Source organism: Helicobacter sp. 11S03491-1, from assembly GCF_002272835.1.
Lineage (GTDB): Bacteria > Campylobacterota > Campylobacteria > Campylobacterales > Helicobacteraceae > Helicobacter_J.
On record NZ_MLAO01000008.1, the window covers coordinates 1 to 25,753 of the forward strand.

Annotated in this window: 20 protein-coding genes; 14 read left to right on the plus strand and 6 right to left on the minus strand. The window is 33.2% G+C overall.

Annotated features, from left to right (window positions below; translation table 11 throughout):
• Nucleotides 1–141 precede the first annotated feature (141 nt).
• The 4 genes from BKH45_RS06185 to tgt form a co-directional block, all read right to left on the minus strand.
• Complete coding sequence (locus tag BKH45_RS06185; RefSeq protein WP_180675681.1) at nt 142–1,551, minus strand: type IV pili methyl-accepting chemotaxis transducer N-terminal domain-containing protein; 1,410 nt, start codon at nt 1,549–1,551, stop codon at nt 142–144.
• A 7-nt stretch (nt 1,552–1,558) separates the two neighbouring features.
• A complete protein-coding gene (locus tag BKH45_RS06190) occupies nt 1,559–2,224 on the minus strand; it encodes a Crp/Fnr family transcriptional regulator (protein ID WP_095274622.1) in 666 nt (221 codons plus the stop codon).
• 212 nt (nt 2,225–2,436) lie between these two features.
• Nucleotides 2,437–4,998, minus strand: a complete 2,562-nt coding sequence (gene acnB, locus BKH45_RS06195) for a bifunctional aconitate hydratase 2/2-methylisocitrate dehydratase (RefSeq protein WP_095274623.1) — start codon at nt 4,996–4,998, stop codon at nt 2,437–2,439.
• 197 nt (nt 4,999–5,195) lie between these two features.
• Nucleotides 5,196–6,326, minus strand: coding sequence for a tRNA guanosine(34) transglycosylase Tgt (tgt, locus tag BKH45_RS06200; RefSeq protein ID WP_095274624.1), 1,131 nt, complete (start codon nt 6,324–6,326; stop codon nt 5,196–5,198).
• Nucleotides 6,327–6,409: 83 nt separating this feature from the next.
• On the opposite strand from tgt, the gene BKH45_RS06205 reads away from it, so the two are divergent.
• From BKH45_RS06205 to bioV, 6 genes are read left to right on the plus strand one after another with little or no spacing between them, the layout of a single operon-like run.
• Nucleotides 6,410–7,837 (plus strand): TrkA C-terminal domain-containing protein, encoded by a 1,428-nt coding sequence (locus BKH45_RS06205; protein WP_095274625.1) that lies wholly within the window; start codon nt 6,410–6,412, stop codon nt 7,835–7,837.
• A 23-nt stretch (nt 7,838–7,860) separates the two neighbouring features.
• Nucleotides 7,861–8,904, plus strand: a complete 1,044-nt coding sequence (gene aroB / locus BKH45_RS06210; RefSeq protein WP_095274626.1) for a 3-dehydroquinate synthase — start codon at nt 7,861–7,863, stop codon at nt 8,902–8,904.
• Nucleotides 8,905–8,906: 2 nt separating this feature from the next.
• Entirely contained in the window at nt 8,907–10,490 is a 1,584-nt protein-coding gene (locus BKH45_RS06215; protein WP_257874510.1) for a mechanosensitive ion channel domain-containing protein, read from the plus strand.
• 1 nt (nt 10,491) lies between these two features.
• Complete coding sequence (gene mtaB / locus BKH45_RS06220) at nt 10,492–11,748, plus strand: tRNA (N(6)-L-threonylcarbamoyladenosine(37)-C(2))-methylthiotransferase MtaB (protein WP_095274628.1); 1,257 nt, start codon at nt 10,492–10,494, stop codon at nt 11,746–11,748.
• Nucleotides 11,749–11,755: 7 nt separating this feature from the next.
• Complete coding sequence (locus tag BKH45_RS06225) at nt 11,756–13,411, plus strand: AAA family ATPase (protein WP_095274684.1); 1,656 nt, start codon at nt 11,756–11,758, stop codon at nt 13,409–13,411.
• Entirely contained in the window at nt 13,401–13,916 is a 516-nt protein-coding gene (gene bioV, locus BKH45_RS06230; protein ID WP_095274629.1) for a pimelyl-ACP methyl ester esterase BioV, read from the plus strand. The genes BKH45_RS06225 and bioV overlap by 11 nt, the downstream gene beginning before the upstream one ends.
• Nucleotides 13,917–13,954: 38 nt before the next feature.
• Here the strand turns inward: bioV and BKH45_RS06235 are convergent, their stop codons facing one another.
• Nucleotides 13,955–16,174, minus strand: a complete 2,220-nt coding sequence (locus BKH45_RS06235) for a TonB-dependent receptor (protein WP_095274630.1) — start codon at nt 16,172–16,174, stop codon at nt 13,955–13,957.
• Nucleotides 16,175–16,417: 243 nt separating this feature from the next.
• Here BKH45_RS06235 and BKH45_RS06240 point away from each other — a divergent pair, with 243 nt between their 5' ends.
• Together BKH45_RS06240 and BKH45_RS06245 are read left to right on the plus strand one after the other, a co-directional pair.
• Nucleotides 16,418–17,167, plus strand: a complete 750-nt coding sequence (locus BKH45_RS06240; RefSeq protein WP_095274631.1) for a DUF4198 domain-containing protein — start codon at nt 16,418–16,420, stop codon at nt 17,165–17,167.
• Nucleotides 17,168–17,264: 97 nt separating this feature from the next.
• Complete coding sequence (locus tag BKH45_RS06245) at nt 17,265–17,801, plus strand: PepSY-associated TM helix domain-containing protein (protein ID WP_095274632.1); 537 nt, start codon at nt 17,265–17,267, stop codon at nt 17,799–17,801.
• Between the two features lie 325 nt (nt 17,802–18,126).
• Here BKH45_RS06245 and BKH45_RS06250 read toward each other — a convergent pair whose 3' ends face one another.
• A complete protein-coding gene (locus BKH45_RS06250; protein ID WP_095274633.1) occupies nt 18,127–20,694 on the minus strand; it encodes an AAA family ATPase in 2,568 nt (855 codons plus the stop codon).
• Between the two features lie 205 nt (nt 20,695–20,899).
• Between BKH45_RS06250 and BKH45_RS06255 the strand changes: the two genes are divergently transcribed.
• Genes BKH45_RS06255 through BKH45_RS06280 form a run of 6 tightly spaced genes read left to right on the plus strand, consistent with a single transcriptional unit; the run spans nt 20,900 to nt 25,685 of the window.
• The gene (locus BKH45_RS06255; RefSeq protein ID WP_095274634.1) at nt 20,900–22,255 is read left to right on the plus strand and encodes a S41 family peptidase; all 1,356 of its coding nucleotides are present in this window, start codon (nt 20,900–20,902) and stop codon (nt 22,253–22,255) included.
• Between the two features lie 9 nt (nt 22,256–22,264).
• Entirely contained in the window at nt 22,265–22,975 is a 711-nt protein-coding gene (gene purC, locus BKH45_RS06260; RefSeq protein WP_095274635.1) for a phosphoribosylaminoimidazolesuccinocarboxamide synthase, read from the plus strand.
• 15 nt (nt 22,976–22,990) lie between these two features.
• On the plus strand, nt 22,991–23,236 hold the full coding sequence (gene purS, locus BKH45_RS06265) for a phosphoribosylformylglycinamidine synthase subunit PurS (RefSeq protein WP_095274636.1): 246 nt from the start codon (nt 22,991–22,993) through the stop codon (nt 23,234–23,236).
• Nucleotide 23,237: 1 nt separating this feature from the next.
• On the plus strand, nt 23,238–23,897 hold the full coding sequence (gene purQ / locus BKH45_RS06270) for a phosphoribosylformylglycinamidine synthase subunit PurQ (RefSeq protein ID WP_095274637.1): 660 nt from the start codon (nt 23,238–23,240) through the stop codon (nt 23,895–23,897).
• Nucleotides 23,897–25,000: an SH3 domain-containing protein gene (locus BKH45_RS06275; protein ID WP_095274638.1), complete on the plus strand. Its 1,104-nt coding sequence runs from the start codon at nt 23,897–23,899 to the stop codon at nt 24,998–25,000. The genes purQ and BKH45_RS06275 overlap by 1 nt, the downstream gene beginning before the upstream one ends.
• Complete coding sequence (locus BKH45_RS06280) at nt 24,990–25,685, plus strand: lysophospholipid acyltransferase family protein (RefSeq protein ID WP_095274639.1); 696 nt, start codon at nt 24,990–24,992, stop codon at nt 25,683–25,685. The genes BKH45_RS06275 and BKH45_RS06280 overlap by 11 nt, the downstream gene beginning before the upstream one ends.
• Nucleotides 25,686–25,753 lie beyond the last annotated feature (68 nt).

Genomic DNA, 25,753 nt, shown 5'->3' on the forward strand with positions numbered 1-25,753 from the left:
AAAAAATTCTGCCCTCAAGGATTTGAATTTATCTCAAACCCTGGCTAAGGTAAACCTCACTCAAAGCAGTGTGGGGAATATTACTTCAGCTTCAGGTAATGCCCAAGCTTTTTTGAAGATTGATAATGTTGAAGGGTAATTTCAAGCTTTTTTGTCTTTGGTATTGCTTTTAATCTCAGTATCTACACCGGTATTTTTACAATTTAGACAGTGAGTATAAATATAAATGGATTTATCAATAGAATCATTTAATTTCTCAAGTTTTTTAGTAATATTAATAAGTTCGTCGCCAGATTGGATGGCAATGTATTCACTCATTCCAATTTCTTTATAGATTTTTTCTTTATCTTCTTGGCTTAAGTCTTTTTCTTCCATATGCGCTTTGATTTCTGTGCTAATATTTGAGATTTCATTATGGATTTGTTCACCAAGTTTTTGAGCAAGAAGAGAGTTTTCTTTAGTTTTTTTAATACGTTGGATAAAATCATTGATATTTCTACTTGCTTGTGCAAGCTCTGTATCCTCATCAATTTTAATGGGCGGAGGATTGTCAATGCTGAGTTCCTTGGAATATTCCAGGAAGTTTTTAATTTGTTTTTTAGCCCAAAAAGCAGTAAATAAAAGCCCAAATATGACTACTAGAATCATTGCAACTGCGACATATTGAAAGACATGGAATATCAATTCTGTTTTTATGATAGCTTTGTCATAAATACTATAAATATTTTTAAGATTTTCTATGAGTTCTCCTCCATAATCATTAATCTTGTCCAAGGATGTATTGAGGACTTCTTGATTTGTTAAAACCTGATGGATATAGGAGGCGTATTCTTGCCAAAAATCATAATTTTGTTTGATGGCATTATATAAATGTTGGTTGGTTTTATAAATAGGGGAAGTGTAGAAATCTAAAATTACAGATTGATATGCCTCAAAAGATCTAAAAAATTCATTGTAAATTTCTTTTTCTTGAGTATTTGTATAAACGGTGAGTTGATAAGACATTCTTTGAGAAAGCATTCTTTGCTTACCTGCCAGATTGATTTGTGCTTGTGAAAATTTGGCTTTAAGCATTTCTTTAACAATATTATCACTCAGATCCAAGAGTTTTTTATTGTGTGCGGTAAGAAACTTTTTGGCAACAAATAAATTAGCTCCGGCAATTTGATAAGATCGGATATTGCTATTAAACATTTGCCATTGTGTGTGCAACTCATCAAATAGTCTTTTAGCATTTTTTTTATCTAGCCAAAAAAAGCTATCAATATTATCTTGATAATATAAAGCATTAAATTTTTCTTCAAATTTTTTCATTTCTTGATTAAGTTCATTAAAATCTTTACTATTTTTATAGTTACGTAAATATGTCTCTTTAAGTATGGTTTGAGAAAGACGTATTTGTTGGTTGAAACTATTGAGAATACCGCTTAAGGCAAGATTTTCTTTGTTAAGATAAATATTAGTAGTCATCACAATGAATACTACGATAAAAGTAGTCCCTGCAATTGCAGCAAGTCTGGAGGAAATGGGGTTTTTAAAAGCGAGTTTCATTTTATTCCTATATTTTGTAAATTTCTTGTAATCTATTTTTATCAATAATACAAACACTGCCGTTCTCATTGGTCTCTATAATGCCATCTGTTTTAAGTTTTTTGAGAATTCTGGAAAGTGTTTCAGGTTGGATATTAAGCCGATAGGCAACTTCTTGACGTTGTATAAAATTAAAACGATAGAGATTTTTATCTAGCATATAGGCAAGTTTTGCAATTGCATCAAAAACAATATCACGCATAATGATTTCATTAAGTACCGCATTTTTACAAACAATTTGCTGGGATAGATTTAAAAATAAATCATTATTTTGTTTGGCAAGATCTATAAGTTTTTTATAATCAATACTTAAAACTTCGCTATTTTCATAAACACAAGCATTACCAAAAGTTTCCAATTGGGTAAAACCAATATCATTGATAGCCAAAAAATCATCCTTATCTTCTTTAGAGGCATAGATACTATAGAGATATTTTTTATTACCAAAGCGATCGAATTTATAAATATTAATCGATCCGCTTAATAAAAACAAAACATGATCCAGTATATCTCCTTCATAAAATAAAATAAAATCTTTTGGATAGAATTTGATTTTACTAAAATTTTGCACAATGCCCAAAAGCGAATCATCAATATTTTTAAATAAAGAGAGAGTTTTTAGCTTTTGTATCAATGTAAAAACCTCTGGTGTGATTTTCTAAAAAAACTTGCAAACCCTCTAAAATCCTTGAACTTTGAAATTCCGGCTATCATAGTATAAAAATACAATTTCTGATTTTCCAAATCTTTTTGTTGTATCTTGAAAATATTACAAATTTCTAGCATTTTTCTTCTTTTAAATAGGAATTCTTAAAAGGCTATTAGATTTTTTGTTATTTATTAAGACTATAGGCTAAAATTTTCCATTAAATTAAAATTTAAATATTTATAAATATTTTCTTTTTTGTGATCAAGCTTTTGAGGGACTAATTTGAGGTATTCATCTGCGCTTGGAATTCTACCCAACAAAGCGCATACCGCACCAAGTTCAGCGCTTCCTAAATATACTTGCGCTCCTTTGCCCATACGATTATCAAAATTTCTTGTAGAAGTAGAAAATACAACAGCATTGTCTTTTACTCGTGCTTGATTCCCCATGCAGAGACTGCAGCCGGGGACTTCCATCCTTGCACCTGCAGCGCCAAATATTGAGAGATAACCTTCTTTTGTGAGTTGTTTTTCATCCATCTTTGTGGGGGGAGCTATCCATACTCTTGCGGGTGAAACACCTGTCCCTTTGATAATCTCTCCAAAAGCCCTAAAATGACCAATATTGGTCATACAACTTCCAATAAAGACTTCATCAATATTATGTGGTCTTTGGGGATTAAGAAGAATCTCACTTAGAGTAGCTACATCATCCGGATCATTAGGACAAGCTAAAATAGGCTCTTTTATATCTGCCAAATCAATTTCAATAATGGCAGCATATTGGGCATCTTTGTCAGGTTGAAGCAAAACAGGATTGTCAATCCATTGACGCATTTTATCTGCGCGACGCTTCAAGGTTGTAGCATTTTGATAGCCATCAGCAATCATTTTTTCTATCAGCTCAATATTGGATTGCAAATATTCAATAATGGGTTCTTTGTTAAGTAAAATACTACAAGCCCCGGCGCTTCTTTCTGCGCTTGCATCGCTAAGCTCAAATGCTTGCTCCACTTTAATATCTCCTAAGCCTTCAATTTCCAAAATCCGTCCATTAAAAATATTTTTCTTTCCTTTTTTTTCTACGGTAAGTAAGCCTTGTTTGATCGCATAATAAGGGATTGCATTGACCAAATCTCTAAGTGTGATCCCTGCATTTAGTTTGCCTTTGAAACGCACCAAAACAGATTCCGGCATATTCAGGGGCATTGAACCTGTTACAGCTCCAAAGGCTACAAGCCCGCTTCCTGCAGGGAAACTTATGCCAATAGGGAATCTGGTGTGGCTATCTCCTCCTGTGCCTAATGTATCCGGGAGACACATACGATTGATCCATGAATGGATAATGCCATCTTTTGGACGGAGTGCAACTCCTCCACGTGTGGTCATAAACTCAGGAAGGCTTGCTTGCAAACTAATATCAGCAGGTTTGGGATATGCAGCAGTATGGCAAAAACTTTGTAAAACAAAATCAGCATTAAAACTCAAACTTGCCAATTCTTTAACTTCATCCCTTGTCATGGCTCCTGTTGTGTCTTGACTTCCCACGGTGGTAACTATAGGTTCGCAATAAGTCCCTGCTCGTATTCCTGTTAAACCACAAGCTTTTCCTACGATTTTTTGTGCTAAGGTATAGCCTTTATGTGTGTCTTCCGGAATGACAGGTTTCCCAAAGACTTCAGATTCCCCCAGTCCTAAGAATTTTCTTGCTTTGTTAGTTAATCCTCTGCCGATAATAAGTGAAATACGACCGCCTGCTCGTATTTCATCAACAATAGTATTGGGTGTGAGGGTAAAGTTGCTGATTGTTTTGTTGTCTTTTTCAATGATGCCTTTGTAGGGATAGATTTTGATAATATCACCTTCTTTCATGTCTTTGACATCAGCGATAATAGGCAATGCCCCGCTGTCTTCGCAAGTATTGAAAAAAATCGGTGCAATCACCCCTCCAATCACTACCCCGCCGGTTTTTTTGTTGGGAACATAGGGGATTTCATGCCCAAAATGCCACATAATAGAGTTGCAAGCTGATTTTCTTGAGCTCCCTGTTCCAACCACATCTCCTACATAGGCTACAGGAATACCTTTGGATTTGATATTTTTAAGACGTTCTTCATAATTATCGATGCGGTTTTTAAGCATGGCTTTGGCATGTAAAGGAATATCACTCCTGCTAAAAGCATCGCTTGCCGGACTAAGATCATCCGTGTTGGTCTCTCCATCAATTTTTAACACGCACATTTCCATGGTTTCCGGGAGTGGAGGTCTGTTTAAAAACCACTGTGCATCCGCCCATGAGTGGATAATTTCTTTTGCAAAAAGATTCGTTTTGCTAAGGGCGGCAATTTCATCAAATCCTTCATATACAAGTAAAGTATATTTTAATGCTTCTGCGGAGGCTTTAGCAATAGCTTCATTGGTATGTTTAATCCCCTCAATGAGATATTTTACATTATACCCTCCAAGCATAGTGCCTAAATACTTGATAGCTTCTAGGGCAGAAATATCTTTACATATAACTTCTTCTTTGGCAATTTTGCCTAAAAATTCAGCTTTTACCTTCGCCCCTTCATCAACGCCCGGACTTACTCGCTCAATCAAGAGTTCTTTGGCAAAATCTCTGTCCTCTTTGCTTGCAGAAACATCTTTTAGAATTTCAATTATATTTTTTACTGCTTCTGCATTTAGGGGTAGTGGAGGGATACCCTCTTGTTCTCGGATATTTTGTGTTTGTTTGTAATCGCTAATAAAATTTTGCATTCTATCTCCTTCCAAAGAATTAATTCCTAATTTTAATTCCATATTTCTTTGACATGATAATCAATTTTTGCTTAACAATGATAATAAAAACCTCTAAGATTTTATTTTCTATAGAAGTTATTACTCTTCATTATTTTTGATAAAAATTTATAAAATTAATGAGATTTTAGCTTTTGGGATCTTGAGGAATAAATGTATTAAGCTTCACAATAGAGCCTATCGTAAAAATTTTTTTTGTAATCTTGAAATTTACCTTTGATAATTGCTTCTCTTGCTTGTTTTGTAAGTTGCAGATAATAATAGAGATTATGAATACTGCTAAGGCGGTGATAAGTTATTTCATTGCATCTAAAAAGATGATGTAAATAAGCTCTTGAATAATTTTTGCATGTATAGCAATCACAAGAGGTATCAATAGGGGTATCATCAAGCTTGTATCGGGAAGATTTAATGCTGATTTTTCCTTTTTGAGTAAAAAGAGTGGCATTTCTGGCATTTCTGGTGGGCATGACACAATCAAACATATCCACTCCTCTATCAATAGCTTCAATAATATTTTCAGGAGTGCCTACCCCCATTAAATATCTGGGTTTATCGGTGGGGAGACATTGAGTTGTCCATTCAATACTTTCATACATTTCTTGGGTTTTTTCCCCTACAGCTAATCCCCCAATCGCATATCCATCAAAATCTTCAAGTTCTCTTAAAGAATTGGCGCTTAAAATACGAAATTCTTTATCTACTCCTCCTTGGACAATTCCAAAAAGATGATTATTTTGGGCTAATCCGCGTTGTTTTTGATCTATATGGTATTGTAGGCTTGCTTTTGCCCATTGGGTGGTTTTTTCAATTGAAAGTTTGATACGTTCTTTGGGGGCAGGTAACCCCACCAAATCATCAAGTACCATCATAATATCGCTATTAATGGCATATTGCATATCGAGGACTTTTTGAGGAGTGAAGAAATGCTTACTTCCATCAATATGTGATTTAAAGGCAATTCCATCTTCGCATTTTTTCATGTTTTTGCTGAGACTAAAAGCTTGAAATCCCCCACTATCTGTTAAAATATTCCCTTCAAATCCCATAAAAGCATGGATTCCTCCAAGTTGTTTGATGGCTTTTTCTCCGACACGCAAATAAAGATGATAAGTATTAGCAAGAATGAGATTGGTTTGAAGAAGATTTTGAACATCTTGTGTGTCAAGCCCCTTGATACATGCTTGTGTGCCTACGGGCATAAAAATTGGTGTTTGGACATTAGAGTGAGCAAGTTTGAATGTAGTTGCTCTTGCCAGTTTATCTGTGGCATCAATTCTGAAATTCATATTTTAAACCTTTTGGTATAATGATAGACCTTATTTGATTCACAAGGGAAACTTAAAAAATATAAAATCTAAAAGGGGCATTTTTGAAAAAAATTGTTTTAATTGCTGATGGAATTGTAGCAAAAAAATTTTTGGAGACAGTGTTAGAAAAATATTTTAGCAACAATCTTTACATCGTTATTTTAAAAGATTCAAATTTTCTCCCTGATAAAATTCCCAGTACATTTAATTTCCAAGTTTTTGATCCAACATCTTCTTATAGGCTTCTAAATGCTATAGATAATGATATTAGTGATGTGTTTGTTGTTATGGAGAATCCAAAAGAACGTGAGATTGTCTATGAAATTATTAAAAGCAGGCATAAAGATATTCGGATTGTTTTGAGCGCTTATGAAGATGAAATTACATTGCCTAAAATTTTTGAAGACGATAAGGTTGTTTTGATTGATGAAGCAAAAACTATTGCCGGAAGATTGGTTGCGAGACTTCCAAATGTGCCTTTAATCCCGCAGGGTTTCGGTCTGGAGCAGGGTGAAGTAATGGAGATTGGAGTGCCCTTTGGGAGTGTATTTGCTTATCGTCATATCGGTTCTATCCAACAAAAAAATTACAAAATTGTAGGGCTTTATCGGAGTGGTGAATTTATACTAAGCAGTTATTCGATTGTTATCCAACCTACTGATGTTTTATTGGTTGCCGGAGATCCAAAAGTGCTTGATAATGTTTATCGTCAGATAAAAAGTGATATCGGTCAATTTCCTGCTCCTTTTGGAAAAGATATATATGTTTATGTAGATACCCTTTTACAATCAGAGAAATCTGTAATGCGTGATATCCAACAAGCTTTATATATTCATAGACATATTAGAAGTGATAAGCTTTTTATACGCGTTTTAAATCCTGCTAATTTTGAATTACTTAGAAAAATAAAATCCCTAGATGAAGCCGATGTGAATGTGTCTTTAGATTATCAAGGATCCAATTTTAGTCGCAAGCTTAAAGAAGATAGCCAAAAAAAGATTGGTTTAGTTGTAATTGGTAAAGAAATTTTTAGTTCTCGTCATCGTCGCAAAGCGTTATTTAAAATTACCACACCTGTGTTAAAAACATGCCCAAGAGGAATAGAATCCGTAAAAGAAAGCGTGGTTATTTTAAATGAAGAAATGAGTAAGGAGGAAAATATTTCATCAATTATTTTTGATATTTCTATTCAAATGAAATTAGAGATTATGTTGTATGATTTTGATCCTGATGGACATTATCAGACTCAAATTGCCCAAGATTATGAAAATCTTGCACGTATTTTTGACAAAAAAATCAAACTCAATCGTACCAATTCTAAAAATCCGATTTTATTTTTGAAAGAAACTAAGCAACCTGTATTGCATGTTTTGCCTTTTGAAGCATGCATTACAAGAACTCGATTTTTTTGGTTTGCTTCTACAAAAGTGGAAAAAATATCTTTTATGCTGGATAATAACCCACAGATTTTTATACCTATTACAGAATGAAATCATTCAATGAAAGTGAAAAAATGAAAACAATACTCCTTCGCACTCAAAATAAAGAATATCCTATTAAAATTGGTAACCTTGAAAATATTACTCACAAAGGAAAGGTGCTTGTAATAAGCAATCCAAAAGTTGCCGGATTGTATTTAGATAGGTTATTAAAACACATTCAAGCTGATGAAGTTTATGTAAGCATTATTCCGGATGGTGAAAATTATAAGACTTTAGAAACCCTTCAAGATATTCTTGAAGTTGCTTTTAGTTCCAGATTGGATAGAAAATCTTTGATGATAGCTTTAGGTGGGGGTGTAGTGAGTGATATGGTTGGATTTGCAAGTGGGATTTATCACAGAGGGATTGATTTTGTAAGTGTCCCTACAACCTTACTTGCTCAAATAGATGCATCAGTAGGAGGAAAAACAGGGGTTAATAATCAATTTGGAAAAAATCTTATAGGTGTTTTTCATCAACCCAGCGTGGTTTATATTTGTCCTGATTTTCTCTCAAGCTTGCCCCCCAGAGAGTTTAGAGCCGGTGTGGCAGAAATGATTAAAATGGCAGTTTGTTTTGATGAGGATTTGTTTGTTTTTTTGGAACAAAATAGCCTTGATAACCCCCACCATCTTCAAACTGCTATTGCTAAGTGTATTGAGATTAAAGCTAATGTTGTATCTATGGATGAGAGAGAAGAAGGGATTCGTGCAGCACTTAACTATGGACATACATTTGGACATGTTATTGAGAATGAAACTAATTATTCGCAGTTTTTGCATGGCGAGGCTGTGGCTATTGGAATGAAAATGGCAAACCAATTGGCTTTGAGTTTGGGATATTTAGATGAGAAAGAATTTCAGAGAATACATGCGCTTTTAGAAAAATATAGTTTGGATTTAAAATATAGTATTGAAGATATAGAGGCATTTTACGATAAGTTTTTTTTAGATAAAAAATCTCATCATCAAAAAATTAAATTTATTTTGCCCAATAGTATTGGCGATAAGATAATATGTGATAATATATTAAAAAAAGATATTTTAGAGATTCTGAAGAAATGGAGCAAGACTTGAGAATTGTTTTTTTAGTTGGCTTATTGGTCGGATTAATTTATGGGGCAAATAACATTGTTGCAGTCCAAAATTTAAAATCTGAAATTGAAAGTATTGATAAAAAAATTTTGTCAAACAATAGTATTTGGCTTAAAAAATATGATAATTTCGAAACCTATCACCGAATTTATGCTGAAATTGAAAGTATTAAAAAAGAACTCAAGAATTTAAAAAGTTCAAAAAATACAGATTTGCTTAAAATCAGCTCTCTTAATTCCAGATTAGAGACCCTGGAACGTCAAGAGGAATTGTTAGATGAATACAAAAACAATCCTTTTAAAGAACTTATTGAAAAACCTCAAATTATTGATATTCCTAATATTTCTAACCCATTTGCTATTATTGGAGGTATTTCTTTTATCAAAAATTTAGAGAATCAAAAAGCCCTTCTGAGAAAAAATCAAAAAAATCTTGAAGGGATTTTAAAAGATTTGGATCAAAAATATTTGCTTTTAAAAGAACTTTCTGTTTTAGAGAAGACAAAACAGACCACCCAAGAAATACAGCAAATCAGAACAAAGCGATTAGAGCTCCAAAGCGCTCAAAATATTCTCAATACAACAATGGATATTTATAATAAAGATGCCGATGATATTATCGCAAAATTGACTTTGCAAATTAAAGCACAGATATTTAAATTAATTGTTATTGGTTTGGCTATTGTTATTAGCATTGGTTTGGCTTTGGTATTAAAAGTATTTGTTAGACGCTATATTCATGATAATGAACGTGCTTACACAGCTAGTAAAATTATCAATTTTTTTAATATCAGTATTATTATTTTGATTTTGTTATTTGCATATTTGGAAAATGTAACTTATCTGGTTGCGGTACTTGGGTTTGCTTCAGCCGGATTGGCGATTGCCATGAAAGATTTGTTTATGAGCATTTTGGGTTGGTTTGTAATTGTAATTGGAGGGAGTGTGCATGTAGGGGATAGAATACGCGTCAGCAAGGAAGGAAATTCTTATGTGGGAGACGTACTGGATATTTCTATGCTACGTATTACTATGCATGAAGATGTAACACTAACGACATATTTAGAGAACAGACGTGCAGGACGAATTGTTTTTGTACCTAATAATTATATTTTTACAACGATGTTTGCTAATTATACTCATGGAGGGATGAAAACGGTTTGGGATGGGATAGATTTTAGCATTACTTTTGATTCTAATTATAAAAAAGCTTTGGCTATTGCCTCAGAAGTGGCAACAAAATATTCTAAAGGTTATACAGAAATTACTCGCAAACAAATGAACAAAATGAGGGATAAATATTCTTTAAGAAATGGCAACATAGAGCCTAAAACCTTTAGTCTCATTGAAGCAAATGGAATAAAAATCTCAGTTTGGTATCAAACAAATGCTTATTCTACACTCACGCTTCGGAGCACTATTTCAGCAGAAATTATCGATTCTCTTTTGCAAGAGCCTGATATTTTTATAGCTTATACAACAACTAAATTAGTCAAAGATGGAACAGATGGATTTGGAAATAAGCCAAGCAAGATCCAAAATATACCTTTAGATGATGAGAAAGATTAATATGCAAAAAGTATTTTTTAAGACTTTTGGATGCCGCACAAATCTTTTTGATACACAAGTCATGCGTGAAAATATCAAGAATTTTGAATGTGTGGATCATGAGGATTGCGCAGATATTATTGTTGTAAATTCTTGCACAGTAACTAATGGCGCAGATAGTGGAGTGAGGAGCTATGTTAATAGATTATATATGCAGGGTAAAAAGGTTTATTTTACAGGGTGTGGGGTAAAAACACAGGGGAAAAATCTTTTTGAAAAAGATATGACATTTGGAGTATTTGGACATAGTCTTAAAGAAAAAATTGATGATTTTTTGCAGCAAGAAAATAAATTTTTTTATGATGATGACTTAGATGGTTTGCATTTAGATACAACCCTTGTGAGTGAATTTGTAGGAAAATCCAGGGCATTTATCAAGATCCAAGAGGGTTGTGATTTTGCTTGTAGTTATTGCGTGATTCCTCTTGTGCGTGGAAAAGCCAGGAGCATGGAAGAAAAAAAGATTTTAGAACAAATTTCAATGCTTGGGCAATCCGGAATTTCTGAAGTAGTGCTTACCGGGACAAATGTAGGTAGTTATGGTAAAGATAAGGGGAGTAATATTGCTAAACTTATCAAAGCAATTATGAATATTGATGGTATTAGGCGTATCCGCATAGGTAGTCTGGAGCCCAGCCAAATTGAGGCAGAATTTCTAGAGCTTTTAGACCAAGATATTTTGGAAAGACATCTTCATATCGCGTTGCAATATACAGAGGATTCTATGCTTATGAAGATGAATCGGAAAAATCGTTTTGAGAGTGATTATTTGCTTTTGGAAAAAATCGCCAAAAAAGGCTTTGCCTTAGGGAGTGATTTTATTGTGGGACATCCCGGTGAAGATGAGAGCATTTGGGATCGGGCATTAGAAAATATAAAATCCTTGCCTCTTACCCATATCCATCCTTTTATTTATAGCCTTAGGGATAATACCCCCTCAGCCTCTATGAAACCTCCTGTAAATGGAGCTATTGCTAAAGAAAGATTGCAGCAATTAAATGCTTTGATAAAATCAAAAAATCTTGCTTTTAGAAAAAAATTAAAAGAACAAAAAAAGACTTTGCATATTTTAGTTGAGAATACTCAAAATAGTATCTATAACGGGCTAGATCAATATTTTAATAAAATAAAAATCCATACCTGCACACCTTTGGAATCAAAATGGTTAGAAGTTGAGAATTATCAGGTATTAGATGAGGTAAATTGTGTTGAAATCTAAGAATTTAATGATTGGGATTGTGGGCTTATTGGTTGTGATTGTTTTAGTGGTATTTATGTTGTTTAAAGACAACTCAGTATTAATCAGCGCTGAGAGTTTTGAAAATATTTTAAAATCTCAATCCTTAAAAAATGCAAGAATAGATGATTATTATATTTATTTTGATGCTAATCAAAAATCTTTTAAGGTACTTCGAGCCGGCATTGATCTTTCGGAATTAAAAAATATTCCTATTAGAATGAAGACGCATATGGATTTTTCAGAAATTTTTTCGGATATTGGAATGATGATTTTAGCGCTTATTGGGATTGCTGTAATTTTGAGGGCATTGAATTTGATGAGCAAAAAAACATCTCAAAACAATACTTCAAAACCTCTGATGGAAACACATTTATTTCAAGAAAATACCCAAAAAAATGACGCCTTTATCCTGCCTGTACCTATTAATTCTTCAGTGAAATTTCAAGATGTCGCGGGTATCAAAGAGGTCAAAGAAGAATTAGTTGAAATGATTGATTATCTTAAAAATCCCAAAAAATACCAAGATTTAGGAATTTCTTTGCCCAAAGGTGTTTTGCTTATTGGACCTCCGGGAGTGGGGAAAACTATGATTGCCAAAGCAGTAGCAGGAGAAGCAGGTGTGCCATTTTTTTATCAAAGCGGGAGCAGTTTTGTCCAAATCTATGTAGGCATGGGTGCTAAGCGTGTCCGTGAGCTTTTTGCAAAAGCAAAAGCAAAAGCGCCTTCAATCGTTTTTATTGATGAAATTGATGCAGTTGGCAAGGCAAGAGGAGGTAATCGTAATGATGAAAGAGAAGCTACCCTCAATCAATTGCTTACAGAAATGGATGGTTTTGAGGATAGTGGGGGCGTGATTGTCATAGGGGCAACAAATAAAATGGAAATCATTGATGAAGCCTTGCTTAGAAGTGGGAGATTTGACAGAAGGATCTATGTAGAACTTCCTGATTTGGATGAGAGAATACAAATCCTTGAAGTTTATCTCCGTCATAAAAAATATGATTTTAATCTTTTAGAAGTATCTAAAATGTGCGTGGGATTTAGTGGTGCAAGTATTGCCTCTCTCATCAATGAAAGCGCTTTGAATGCCCTCAAAAGAGGCAGTGATATTATTCAGTTAAGAGATATTATTGATGTGAAAGATAAAGTTATTTTAGGCAAAAAGAAAATTCTTAGTTTTGATGAACAAGAAAAAAATATTCTTTCTGTTTACCAATCAGCTAAGGCTATTAGCGCATATTGGTTTGATATTGATTTTGATAAGGTTACATTAATATCGGATTTTTTACTTGATAGGGATAAAGAGGTGGTGGGCAAAAGTGAAATGACCAATAAAATCAAGGTTTATTTAAGTGGGATTATTGCCTTAGAACTCATCTTTGATGAAAAATATACCTATGCCAAAGAAGACATAAAAAAGGCAATAAAAATTGCTAAGGATATGTGTGAAGAATATGGTATGGCTAAACGACTTATTACAAATGACGCTGATGTTTCAGAGATTTTGAATCTTGCTTATAATGAACAAAAAGATTTTTTGAATAATTCAAAAGAAATTATTCTTACTCTTTCAAAAAAATTGCTTGAAAAAGAAAAACTCAATAAAAATACCATTAGAGAAATGATGCAAGATGTTCTTTAGCGGGTTTTGCTTCCATCATGAGGAAGTCCTTTTTAAGAGGTTTTTACCTAAGGGGATTTATGATTTGAGTGGGTTTAGTTATGGAGCGCAAAAAGCTTTTGATGAAGCTTATAGGCGTATTTGTGAAGGTAAAAGAGTGCAAAGACTTGCCTTATTTTCTCCGGCATTTTTTGAAGATAAAACTCAAGCTTATAAACGACTCCAAATTTTGGCATTTAATAGGGATTCTGATAGTTATATACAGGCTTTTTTGCATTCTATAGGATTATCTCAAGGAATGCAAAAATACATCCAAAAAGGAGAAATATCTGAACTTGAAGCTTTGCTTTATTATGTTTGGGATAAAAAAAAGCTTGAAAAAATCAAAGATAAAGGTATCAAGCTTGAAGTATATTTAGGGGGAGAGGATGAGATTATCAACCCTTTAGCAGCGCGTGATTTTTTTGCTCCTTATGGGGTAGTTTATTTTATCAAATCATCCAATCACTTGTTAACCCCCATTTGAGCATGATAAAACAGACAATTTATTTCTAAAAATATTCATTAAAATTCCATATTCAGGCTTAAAAAATATCTCCTACCTTCATGGACATAGTTATAGTTATTGACTTGTGTTGTATTGCTATTTTGAGGGACGTTAAACCAATCAGAAAATTTTTGATTCAAAAGATTATAAATTCCAAAATGTAATTTTATACTGGAGTTAAGTTGATAATGTCCTCCTATGTGCATTAAAAAATAGCTATTAAAAAATGGTTTGAGCGCAGGGTAGGCTTTTTTGAGTTCTTCATAGCTAAAAACACCATAATCTGATGTAAGTAGCCAGCCTGGAGCTGATTTTGGCTGATGGGCATAAAATTCCCCTCTTATATACAGACCCAATATATCTGTAAAAAGATAATTAAGAGAGCCATTGAGATTGTGAGCGGGGATATTTAACAAAGGCTTCCCTTTGTTTTTGCCTTTTGTCTGATCTGTTTTGGTAAAAGCATAGTTGAGATTAAGACCTAATGTGCCTATTTTTATATCAATGGGATAAATTTCAAAAGTAACTTCTCCTCCATAAGCAATAGCTTCATCAATGTTGATGGGGTAGAAACAATTTGTAATCCCTTGAGATCTAAATCCATCTGTGCTGCAGATTTTATGACTGCCAACGGGAATAGCTTCTCCAAGCCCAACTTTTGCCCCTTCTTTGCCATCAATAATCTTATCGCTAAATTTATTATAAAAAGCACCCAGGTTTATGTTGGTATAAGGGGTTTCCCAAAGGGCATTTATTTCAAAGTTTAGAGAGTTTTCAGGTTTGAGATTTGGATTGCCATGAAGAATTCGTGTAAGAGAACTTGTGCCACTCATTCCATTGGGTCCATCAATAAGTTGCGCTGCTGTTGGGACTTTGTATCCTGTAGAAAAGCCTCCTTTGAAAGTGAGACTTTCAAGAGCATTATAAACAAGATAGGCTCTTGGAGAAGTATTAAATCCAAAGGCAAAGTTATAATTTTCTAAAATCCCAAGTGTCAAGATAAGATTATCTAAAATACTCAATTCATTTTCTGCAAAAAGACTGATATTGTTTTGGTAAATAAGTCGTGATTGGATACTTTGTTCCAGTATGCCATCACTCATGGAAGAAAACCAATATTCTCCTCCAATGACCAGTTGGCTTGAATTTAGTGGGAGTATTAATTTTGTATTCCCCAGCACATCATCTCCTCGCAGCCCTCTGTCTTTGGTAACTCCATTTTTTACATAAGTTCTTCCATTATAGACAGTAGAATTGTATTGGATTGAAGTATTGCTTTGACCAAAGGTATAATCTCCCAAGTGGGTGAGGATATAATTATTCCTGCTAAAAGTCTGAGGAGCAGAGGCATAAGGTTTTTTACCAGGATATTTATTTTGCCAATATTGCACCCTGTCATAATCAAAATAAATATAGTTTTCTTTAGCAGGAGAATAAGAAATTCTTCCTCCAATATTGTAGATGTTAGATTCCATACCTCCAACAATCATGGTTTTGCCGATTTCTTTTGGGGGACCTTGCGGGGTAGGGATAATGCTTAGATTATTAGCAGATACATAAGCGCGATAAGATTCAAATCCTCTGAGAGACAATCCCCATTTTTTGGCATTGTCTAGGGGACCTGATGTATAAAAACCTCCGGTATAAAGATTGCCAAAAGCTTTATCTTCTTGTAGTGTGCCGGAAAAATTGAAACTACTTGTCCATGATTTAAAATTTCTTTTGGTAATGATATTTACTACTCCTCCAATGGCATCACTTCCGTAGAGTGTGCTCATAGGACCTTTAATTACTTCAATACGTTCAATCGCAGCTGCCGGAGGCATAAAAGAGGAAAAAATACTATCATTGGCATTAGGGAAGGCAGCCGGGGTAACATTTTGTCTTTTCCCATCTACAAGGATGAGAGTATATTGTGCAGGCATTCCACGTATGGATATGTTGTAGCCTGTAGGACCGGTAATCTCTTCATTAGTGCTAATGCCCGCAATATTAGAGATCGCTTCTCCAAGATCCCTATAGGGCTTGTCTTGAAGTTGTTGAGCGCTGATACTGGAGATAGAAGCAGGGGCATCTCTGATATCTTGGGCAAAACCGCTTGCAGAAACAACAGATTTTTTCAAAATGTAGCTTTTTTCGGATGTGAGATTTGATTCTAGAGGGTATAACAAACTAAAAGGGAATAATAAGCCCATCATCAAAAATTTTTTATTTATTTTTGTCATTAAAATATTCATGCTCAATCCTTATATTGATTATTCTTGATTAAGAGTCAATATAAAATATATAATATTAATTCTTATAATTAATTTAATTTTTATTGAATAGATTTAAAATTTTTTATGAGTATTTCATCAATTATTTCATTAAAAATATCGCATGATTTATCCTATTGACAAAGATGTATTCTTTTGAGTAAGATTTGATTAATAATAGTAATAATAGCTATTATTAAATTAATAAAAATAAAGGAATTTATAATGAAAAAAATTTCAATAATAATGTTTTTGGCAGTGTTGGGCATTTCAAGTGTTTATGCTCATGGCATTTGGACTGCAATGAGATCAGATATGATTGAGATTGTCTATGGAGAGGGTCCTTGGGATAATCGTTTTGATGCCCAAACGCTTCAACAAGTAAAAGGTTATGATGAAAATCAAAAAGAAAGAAAAGTAAGCACTCAAGTGAATGAGACTTTTGTATCCCTTGTTCCTGATGACTCCGTACAGGTTATTACAGCATATGCAATGGCATATTTTTCCCAAGATGCCAATGGAAACTATGTCAAAAAACCTAAAAATGAAGTTCCCGGAGTAAAAAATTCAATGTTTGCCAAACAATATAACGTTAGTTATATCAACCAACAAAAAATGCTTAAGAAACAAAAAGCAATGATTCTTATCAAAAAACCCAAAGCTAATAAGGCTATTGAACTTGAAATACTTCCTCAGGTTGATCCTAGGAGTCTCAAGCAAGGAGATGAGTTGAAAGTTTTGGTTCTCAAAAATGGGAAGCCTTTTGGAAATGCTGTTGTTGTTCCGGATGTTATTGGCGATGTCCATCATGAAATCAAAACAGACAAAAATGGTTATGCAACTTTTAAAATTAGAAATACAGGGTTAAATGTAATTGCAACTTGGAGTATTGAATCTTCAAAAGATACCATAAAATCAGATAAAGATACTATATTTAGCACATTATCATTTACTTTATTTGATAAAAATAAATAAATTGCAGATATCAAAGATATTGAAGTTTTTGATGTTGGATATTTAAAATTTTTAAATACAATCCAGGTTCAAATAATTTATTTTATAAGGGCTTGTGATGAAAAAAAATTATCAAAAAATTCATATATATTTAAGTATATTTTTCTTACCTTTTGCTTTGTTGTATGCAGTTACAGGAATTCTTTATCTGACACATTATAGCGGGGGCAAGGATCTTAGTACTTACAAAGTGGATTTTGAAAAACAGCTCACCAAAGAAGAATTAGCAGATTTTGGCTTGAAATTCTTGCATGAAAAGAATATTAAATTTAGAAATATGGATGTGAGTTTTGCAAAAAATAGAATTCAGATAGGCTTAATGGCTAATTATGCCCGAATTTCACAATCTGATGGAAAAATAAAAATTGATGTATATAAAGGAAATATTATTCGGTATTTAATGTCTTTGCATTTTGGGCAAGGTAAATGGTATTTTGATGTTTTAGGTATTGCTTTTGGAGCTGCTTTGGCGATATTTTATTTGACGGGAATTTTAATGGTCAAACACCATTCCAAACATAAAAAACCTCTTTGGATATCGTTTTTTCTAGGACTGGGGGTGGTTATTGTTGTGGGTTATCTCAATGGTGCTTAAGTAAAATCTAAAATTCTCCATACGGAGTAAGGTTTTAATGAGAAATATATGCTCTTTCATATCGGATAAGAGTGATGGTATTTTTATAAAATTTGCCATATAAATCAAGGTATAGACTTTTACATTTTAAAATCATGATTCTTGGTTTTTGTAATATTTTACAAAATAAACTCTATTTTTTATATGAGATTTCATGGTGTTTATTTGATAATACTTAGAGTTTGAGTTGTTAATTGATAGATTATAAAGTTTATATCATCTTGATATTATCTTACTCTGAGAGTGGTTTAGTTTGCAAATAATATTTGCAAACTAAACCATAAAATCAGCTAATTTGAGGAAAAATTTCATTATCTTTGAGATCAAAAAGCACTTTATTACCTTCTGCAACCTTACCTTCCAAAATAAGTTCAGCCAATCTGTCTTCTACTTCTTCATACAAGGCTCTTTTGAGTGGTCTGGCTCCATAGACAGGATCAAAACCTGCTTTGGCAATAAATTCTTTGGCTTGTGGGGTTAGTTGCAAGGAAATATTTTTTTCGATGACTTTTTTTGCAATGCCCTCAAACATAATATCTACAATTTTTACAATACCCTCAATATCCAATGGATTGAAGATGATAATGTCATCCAGACGATTTAGAAATTCAGGTTTGAAGTATTTTTTAAGCGCTTCATTAACAGCTTTTTCTTTTTCGTCATTGATTTCTATAATTTTATCGCTAGCTATGTTGCTTGTAAGAATAATGATTGTATTTCTAAAATCAACAGTTACTCCTTTGTTGTCAGTCAAACGTCCATCATCAAGAACTTGCAAAAGAATATTAAATACATCCGGATGAGCTTTTTCTATTTCATCAAACAATACAACCGAGTAAGGTTTTCTTCTGACTGCTTCAGTAAGTTGTCCTCCTTCTTCATACCCTACATATCCGGGAGGAGCACCTACAAGTCTGCTGGCAGCGTGTTTTTCCATATATTCACTCATATCTATACGGATAAGATTTTTATCTGTATCAAATAAGAATTGCGCAAGTGATTTGGCGCTTTGGGTTTTGCCCACACCTGTAGGTCCTAGAAACAAGAAGCTTCCAATAGGACGATTGGCTTCGCTAAGACCTGCCTTATTCCTTTTGATGACTCTTGAAATTGCCTTAAGCGCCTTGTCTTGTCCTACCACACTTTTTCTAAGCTCATCTTCAACGCCCAAAATTCTATCTTTTTCGCTTTGGAGCATTTTTTTTACAGGGATTTGTGTCCATCGACTAATAATATTAGCAATACTCTCTTCTGTTACGGCATTTTTAAGCAATGTCCCGCTTGCTTGCATTTTATCCCATTTTTCATTCAATCCCTTTTCTTTGATTTCTTGATCGGGGATTTTACTATAATCGATTTCAGCAGCTTTGTTGTAATTTCCTTCCCTCTTTGCAAGTTCGGATTCTCTTTTGAGGGAGTCAATATTGCTTTTGGTTTGGGCAATTTCTTTGAATACATTTTTTTCATTTTCAAATTGCGCTTCAAGGCGGTTTCTTTCTTCATTGCTATTGCTGAGTTCTTTATCTATTTCTTCAAGCCTTGTTTTGTTAGTATCTTTTTTTTCCATATTGAGGGCTTGTTTTTCAACTTCTAATGTTTGAATTTGTCTTTTGATACGAGATAATTCGGTGGGTTCAGATTCTATTTGCATTTTTAATTCTGCTGCACCTTCATCGATGAGATCTATTGCTTTATCCGGCAAGAAACGATCAGTGATATAACGATTGCTTAATTTTGCTGCTGCTACCAACGCTGAATCTGTAATATTGACATTATGGTGTGCTTCAAGTTTTTCTTTGATCCCACGTAAAATCTGAAGTGCTTCATTTACTGTAGGCTCATTGAGATTAATGGGTTGGAATCTTCTTGTAAGGGCAGCATCTTTTTCAAAATATTTACGATATTCTTTGAGTGTCGTAGCTCCTATTGTGTGGAGTTCTCCTCTTGCAAGAGCGGGTTTAAGAATATTGGCTGCATCCATGCTGCCTTCGCTAGCGCCTGCTCCTACAATTGTGTGAATTTCATCAATAAAAAGAATAATATTTCCGGCTTTTTTGACTTCCTCAATGACTTTTTTAAGTCTTTCTTCAAATTCTCCTCGATATTTTGCCCCTGCTACAAGGGCACTCATATCAAGTGCAATAACACGTTTATTTTGTAAAGAAATAGGGACTTCTTTTTTGATAATTCGTTGTGCCAGACCTTCTACAGCAGCTGTTTTACCTACACCGGGTTCTCCCAGTAAAATAGGGTTGTTTTTGGTTTTTCTGATGAGAATTTGCATCATTCTAGAGATTTCCTCATCTCTGCCAATTACAGGATCAAGGGTATTTTCCAGAGCTTTTTTTGTGAGATCTATCCCGAATTTTTCAAGAGATTCCAGATTGGAATCATCGTTTTCATTTTGAATTTTTGTCCCTCCACGGATAACTTCCAAAGTTTTTTTAAGTTCGGTCAAATCCAAATATTTTCTAAAAACTTGAGTAAAAATTTCTGTTTTAATATTGGCGATAATAAAAGTATCTAAAGCAATATATTTATCGCCATTTTTGGTAGCTAAACCTTCAGCTTGATTGAGATTATCTTGAAGATTTTTGCTTATCGTAATATTTTCTTTGGTAATATTTGAACTTTTTGGCAACTTATCTGCCAGACTTTTGACTTCTAATTCGATGGCAATTTTATCAATATTCATTTTATGTAGAGCTTGATTGAGAATAGATTGAGTATTGCTTAACATTGCCCATATTAAATGGATTGTATCTACTTCTTGATTTTTACCATGGAGTGCTAAGGAAACAGCTTGATCGAGAGTTTCTTTAAGTTGATGGGTCATTTTTTCAAATATATTCATTGAAAACTCCTTTTTTGGAAACAAGATTTATATTGGTAGTATTATATAAGTTTAGTCTAATAATGTCAAGTTATTTTATTCATTTATGCTAAGACTATTTTGATAAAATGAATAGTAATAAGATAGATAATAATTTATTTGTTTAATATGATAAAATTTTAGGTAGAATTTAGCTTTAAAAATAATCCATGTAGGCAGGCAAGGAATGAATAAATATCTGATTTCGGGTGTATTGGTATCATTTTTGAGTGTATCTTTAGTGTTTAATGGACTTTCTGCTAAGGAAGATCAAGGAAATGCCACAACACAACAACAAAGAATAGAGGCTTATAATAAGCTTACAAAAATTATCAATACGATTGAGGCTTATTATGTTGATGATATAAGCATTAACGATATTGTAAATAAGGCTATTGAGGGTTTATTATCTAATTTGGATGCGCATTCGGCATATTTGACAGAAAAAAAATTCAAAGATTTGAGGGCACAAACTGATGGCGAATTTGGTGGGCTTGGAATTACAATTGGCATGAAAGATGGAGCTTTGACGATTATTGCTCCATTAGATGATACCCCGGCTCAAAAACAAGGTCTTAAAAGTGGTGATGTGATTTTAAAGATTAATGATGAAAGCACTTTAAATATGAGTATTGATGATGCTGTGAATATCATGCGAGGTAAGCCAAAAACTTCTGTAAAACTTACTGTAGTCAGAAAAGGTGAAGCCAAGCCTTTAGAATTTACTATAGTTCGGGATATTATTAAGGTTAAATCAGTCCATGCAAGAAAAATAGAAGGGACAAAGTTTTTATATATCAGGGTTAATTCGTTTGATAAAAATGTTACACATAGCGTTGTAAATGAATTGAAAAAAGATCCCGATGTCCAAGGGATTGTTTTGGATTTGAGAAATAACCCCGGTGGGCTGCTCAATCAGGCAGTTGATTTATCGGATTTGTTTATCAAAAGCGGTGTGATTGTCTCTCAAAAAGGCAAAATTAAAGAAGAAAATATGGAATACAAAGCCAATGGAAAAGCCCCTTATCCTAATTTGCCTATTGTTGTTTTGGTAAATGGAGGGACTGCGAGTGCGAGTGAAATTGTTTCAGGAGCTTTGCAAGATCATAAGCGTGCTTTAATTGTAGGTGAAGATACTTTTGGAAAAGGGAGTGTTCAAGTTGTGCTTCCTATTGATAAAACAGAGGCAATTAAATTAACTACTGCAAAATATTACCTTCCAAGCGGCAGGACAATCCAAGCTGTTGGCATTAAGCCTGATATTCTTGTGCATCCGGGTGTAGTGCCTCAAAATGAGAGTAGTTTTGAAATCAAAGAAGCAGATTTGAGAAATCATCTTGAGAATGAGCTTCAAAAAGTAGATAAAAAAACTGAGAATAAAAACCCCGATAGCAAAAAAGCAGAAAATAAAAAAACTGAGAATAAAAAAACAGAAGAACAAAAGCTTATCACCCAAAAAGATATCAACAATGATATTCAATTAAAATCCGGAATTGATATATTAAAGACTTGGAATATCATCAGATCGGCAAATAAAAAATAAGGTAGCAATATGAATAAAGTAAGAATGCTTTATGAAGGTAAGGGTAAAAAGCTTTACAGCACATATGAAGAAGGTGTTTTGATAGCTGAATTTAAAGATGACTTAACTGCTTTTAATGCTGAAAAAAAAGGAAATGAGAGAGGTAAGGGGGAATTAAATTGTAAAATTAGTTCTTTTTTATTTGAAATACTTGAAAAACAGGGCATCAAAACTCATTATCTCAAAAGACTTGATGCTCAAAATATTTTGTGTAAAAAAGTAGAAATTATCCCTATTGAAGTAGTTACAAGAAATATTGCCACAGGTTCAATTTCAAAACGTTTAGGCATTCAAGAAGGCAGTGTTTTTCCCTTTGGAGTTGTGGAGTTTTATTATAAAGATGATGCTTTAGGTGATCCAATTATCAATGATGAGCACTGTAAAATATTAGGTATTACAGATAAACAAGAGGATTTGGAGTTTTTAAAATCCCAAGCAAGAAAAATAAATGCAATTTTAAAAGATTTTTTTGATACTAAAAATTTGAAACTGGTTGATTTCAAACTTGAATTTGGTAGAGATGATAAAGGAGAAATTATTCTTGCCGATGAAATTAGCCCTGATAGTTGTAGGTTTTGGGATAAAACTACAAATGAGAAATTAGATAAAGATAGATTTAGACAGGACTTAGGAAATATAAAACTTGCCTATGAGGAAGTTTTAAGACGAATAGTGTCTTAATTAAGGGAGAGGCAGATGGTTGTAGAAATTAGCGTAACATTAAAAGAGGGTGTTTTAGATCCTCAGGCAAAGGCTATTGATCATGCTTTGAAATCTTTGGGATTTTTGGATATAAAAAATGTTTCTTTGGGCAAAAAAATTATCCTTGAATTTGATCATCATAATAAACAGCAAGCTCTTTTGGAAGCTCAAAAAATGTCAGAGGAGCTTTTGGCAAATACAGTTATAGAAGATTATTTTATTCATGTCAGGGAAAAATAAAATGGTATCTATCTTGCAATTTCCCGGTACAAATTGCGAAAGAGACATGCTTTATGCTTATAGTGAAATCTTAGGTGCCCAAAGTGCAATTGTTTGGCACAAAAACGAAGAACTACCTCAAAATACAAAACTTGTAGTCATACCCGGTGGATTTAGCTATGGAGATTATCTCAGAAGTGGGGCAATTGCTCGATTTTCGCCTATTATGAAAAGCGTGGTAAATTATGCTCAAAATGGAGGGATTGTTTTGGGAATTTGCAATGGTTTTCAGATTTTGACAGAATCAAGGCTTTTGCCCGGAGTCTTGAAACGCAATGACGGATTGTCTTTTGTCTCAAAAAAACAAAATCTTAAGGTTGTCTGCAATGACAATAAGTTTTTAGCTTCTTATGACTTAAATCAAGTTATTTCTATGCCTATTGCCCATGCTGATGGGAATTATTATGTTGATAAAGAAACTTTAGAATTTATGGAAAAAAATCATCAAATTTTACTTCAATATGTTGATAATCCCAATGGATCATTATCTTCAATCGCAGGAATATGTAATAAAGAAAAAAATGTTTTTGGTCTAATGCCTCACCCTGAACGTGCTATAGAATCTATTCTTGGAAGCAGCGATGGTTTAGAAATGTTGCGTTCATTGCTTTGGGAAGTTTGATGAAAAAGATTTTATATCTATTTTTTTGTTTGTATTTATTGGGCATTTTGAATATTGTCTGTGCGCAAGATGATTCTAGCCAAAATCGAGCAAAAATTATTTATATCAAAATTCCTGATTCTCAAGTATTTAATAAACCTGTTTATATTGGCGAGAGTATTCAAGTTACTTATAGCCTTCTTTTGTTCTCAAATGCGAGATTTGTGGGGACAGAGTTTGTTGGAGGGATTGACACTCATAAATTAGTTTTGAAAAACCCCGATACAAAGTGGAAACTCACAAGTGATGGTTCTTATAAGGCTATCTATGAATACAAGATTAAATCTCTTGATGCTTCAATCCCACCCCTAAAGGTAATGGCGATTTCAAGCGATGGGGATTATAGTGATTCTTCCATTGCTCCGGCAATTAATTTGAATGTCATTGATTTGTATCAAAATCAAAAATATGCAGGCGTAGTTGCCAGCGAGTTTGATATTCTTGGATACAAAACAAAAACCTATGATAATCTCAATAATATTTTAGTTTTTGAAGCAGAAGCAAGGCAGTCAAATTTGGAAGATTTGAAGCTTCCTGATATTGTCAAACAAGGATTTGAGAGTATTCATGTTGGAGATGAGTCTTCTGATGGAATTTATTATTGTATCATCCCCAAGAATGTCCAAAATATTTCTTTTGAGTATTTTTCTTTAAAAGACAACCGCTTCAAAGATGTTACTTTGCCTATTATTGCAAGTGATGATACTATCAGCACTCAAGATGATATAAAACCAAAAAATAATTTTCTTTTGTTTTCAAATTTAGTTACTGTTGGATTCATGATAGTATTTTTGATTCTCTATTTTTTACTTGGAAGGAAAAGGATTTTCTTAATTATTTTTGGATTATTTTTAATTTATTTACTTTGGAATATTTTTTCCAGGCATGAGGCGGTTTTGCTTGCGAATAAGCATATTCGTATTTTGCCTACTTATAATTCAACTATATTAGAAACTACAAAATCAAATATGGAAGTTGAAGTAATTGGCAAACATGATCAATATTATAAAATTGTTACTAATGATGATAAAGTAGGATGGGTAAATAAAAATGATGTTAAATAAATTAAAGGGCATTTATGCTAGCTTAGTGATAGCTGCCGGTTTAGCTGTGATTATTTTTTTTATTTTTTGGACAAAAAAAAATCATAACGGAAGATTTTTTAGGAAGTGGTGTCGGTTTTTTTTTCCATTATGCAGGATAAAAATAGAAAAGATCGGAGATTTTGATAGAAGCGCAACATTGATTGTCATGAATCATCAGAGTTATAGTGATATTATTTGTTTAGAGGGTTTTCATCCTGATAATATTTGTTGGGTAGCCAAAAAAGAATTAGGAGAGATTCCTTTTTATGGCTATGCTTTGAGGGGACCTGAAATGATACTTATAGACAGAGAGGACAAAAAAGGTTTGACTTTTTTATTTAAAGAAGCAAAAAAAAGGCTCGATCAACATAGGCCCTTGATTATATTTCCTGAGGGCACAAGAAGCAAGGGAGGTGAAAAATTTTTACCCTTTAAGCTTGGAGCTAAAATTTTAGCAGAGAAATTTAATCTCAAAATCCAGCCTATTGTGCTTGTCAATACAAGAAAGATTTATAGCTCTCAACCATTAGAGTCAGCAAGCAATGTTGCCAGAATGGTTATTATGGACACTTTTATGCCCGAAAATGGAAGCAATTGGTATGAGCGTTTAGAATCTCAAATGCAGGAAGTTTATCTTAAGCACTACAAGGAACTTAATTCTTAGTTGAATTTTATTTTATTTATAGTAAAATAAAGACATAGAGTCTCATCATAAACAAAAAAGTGGGTGTG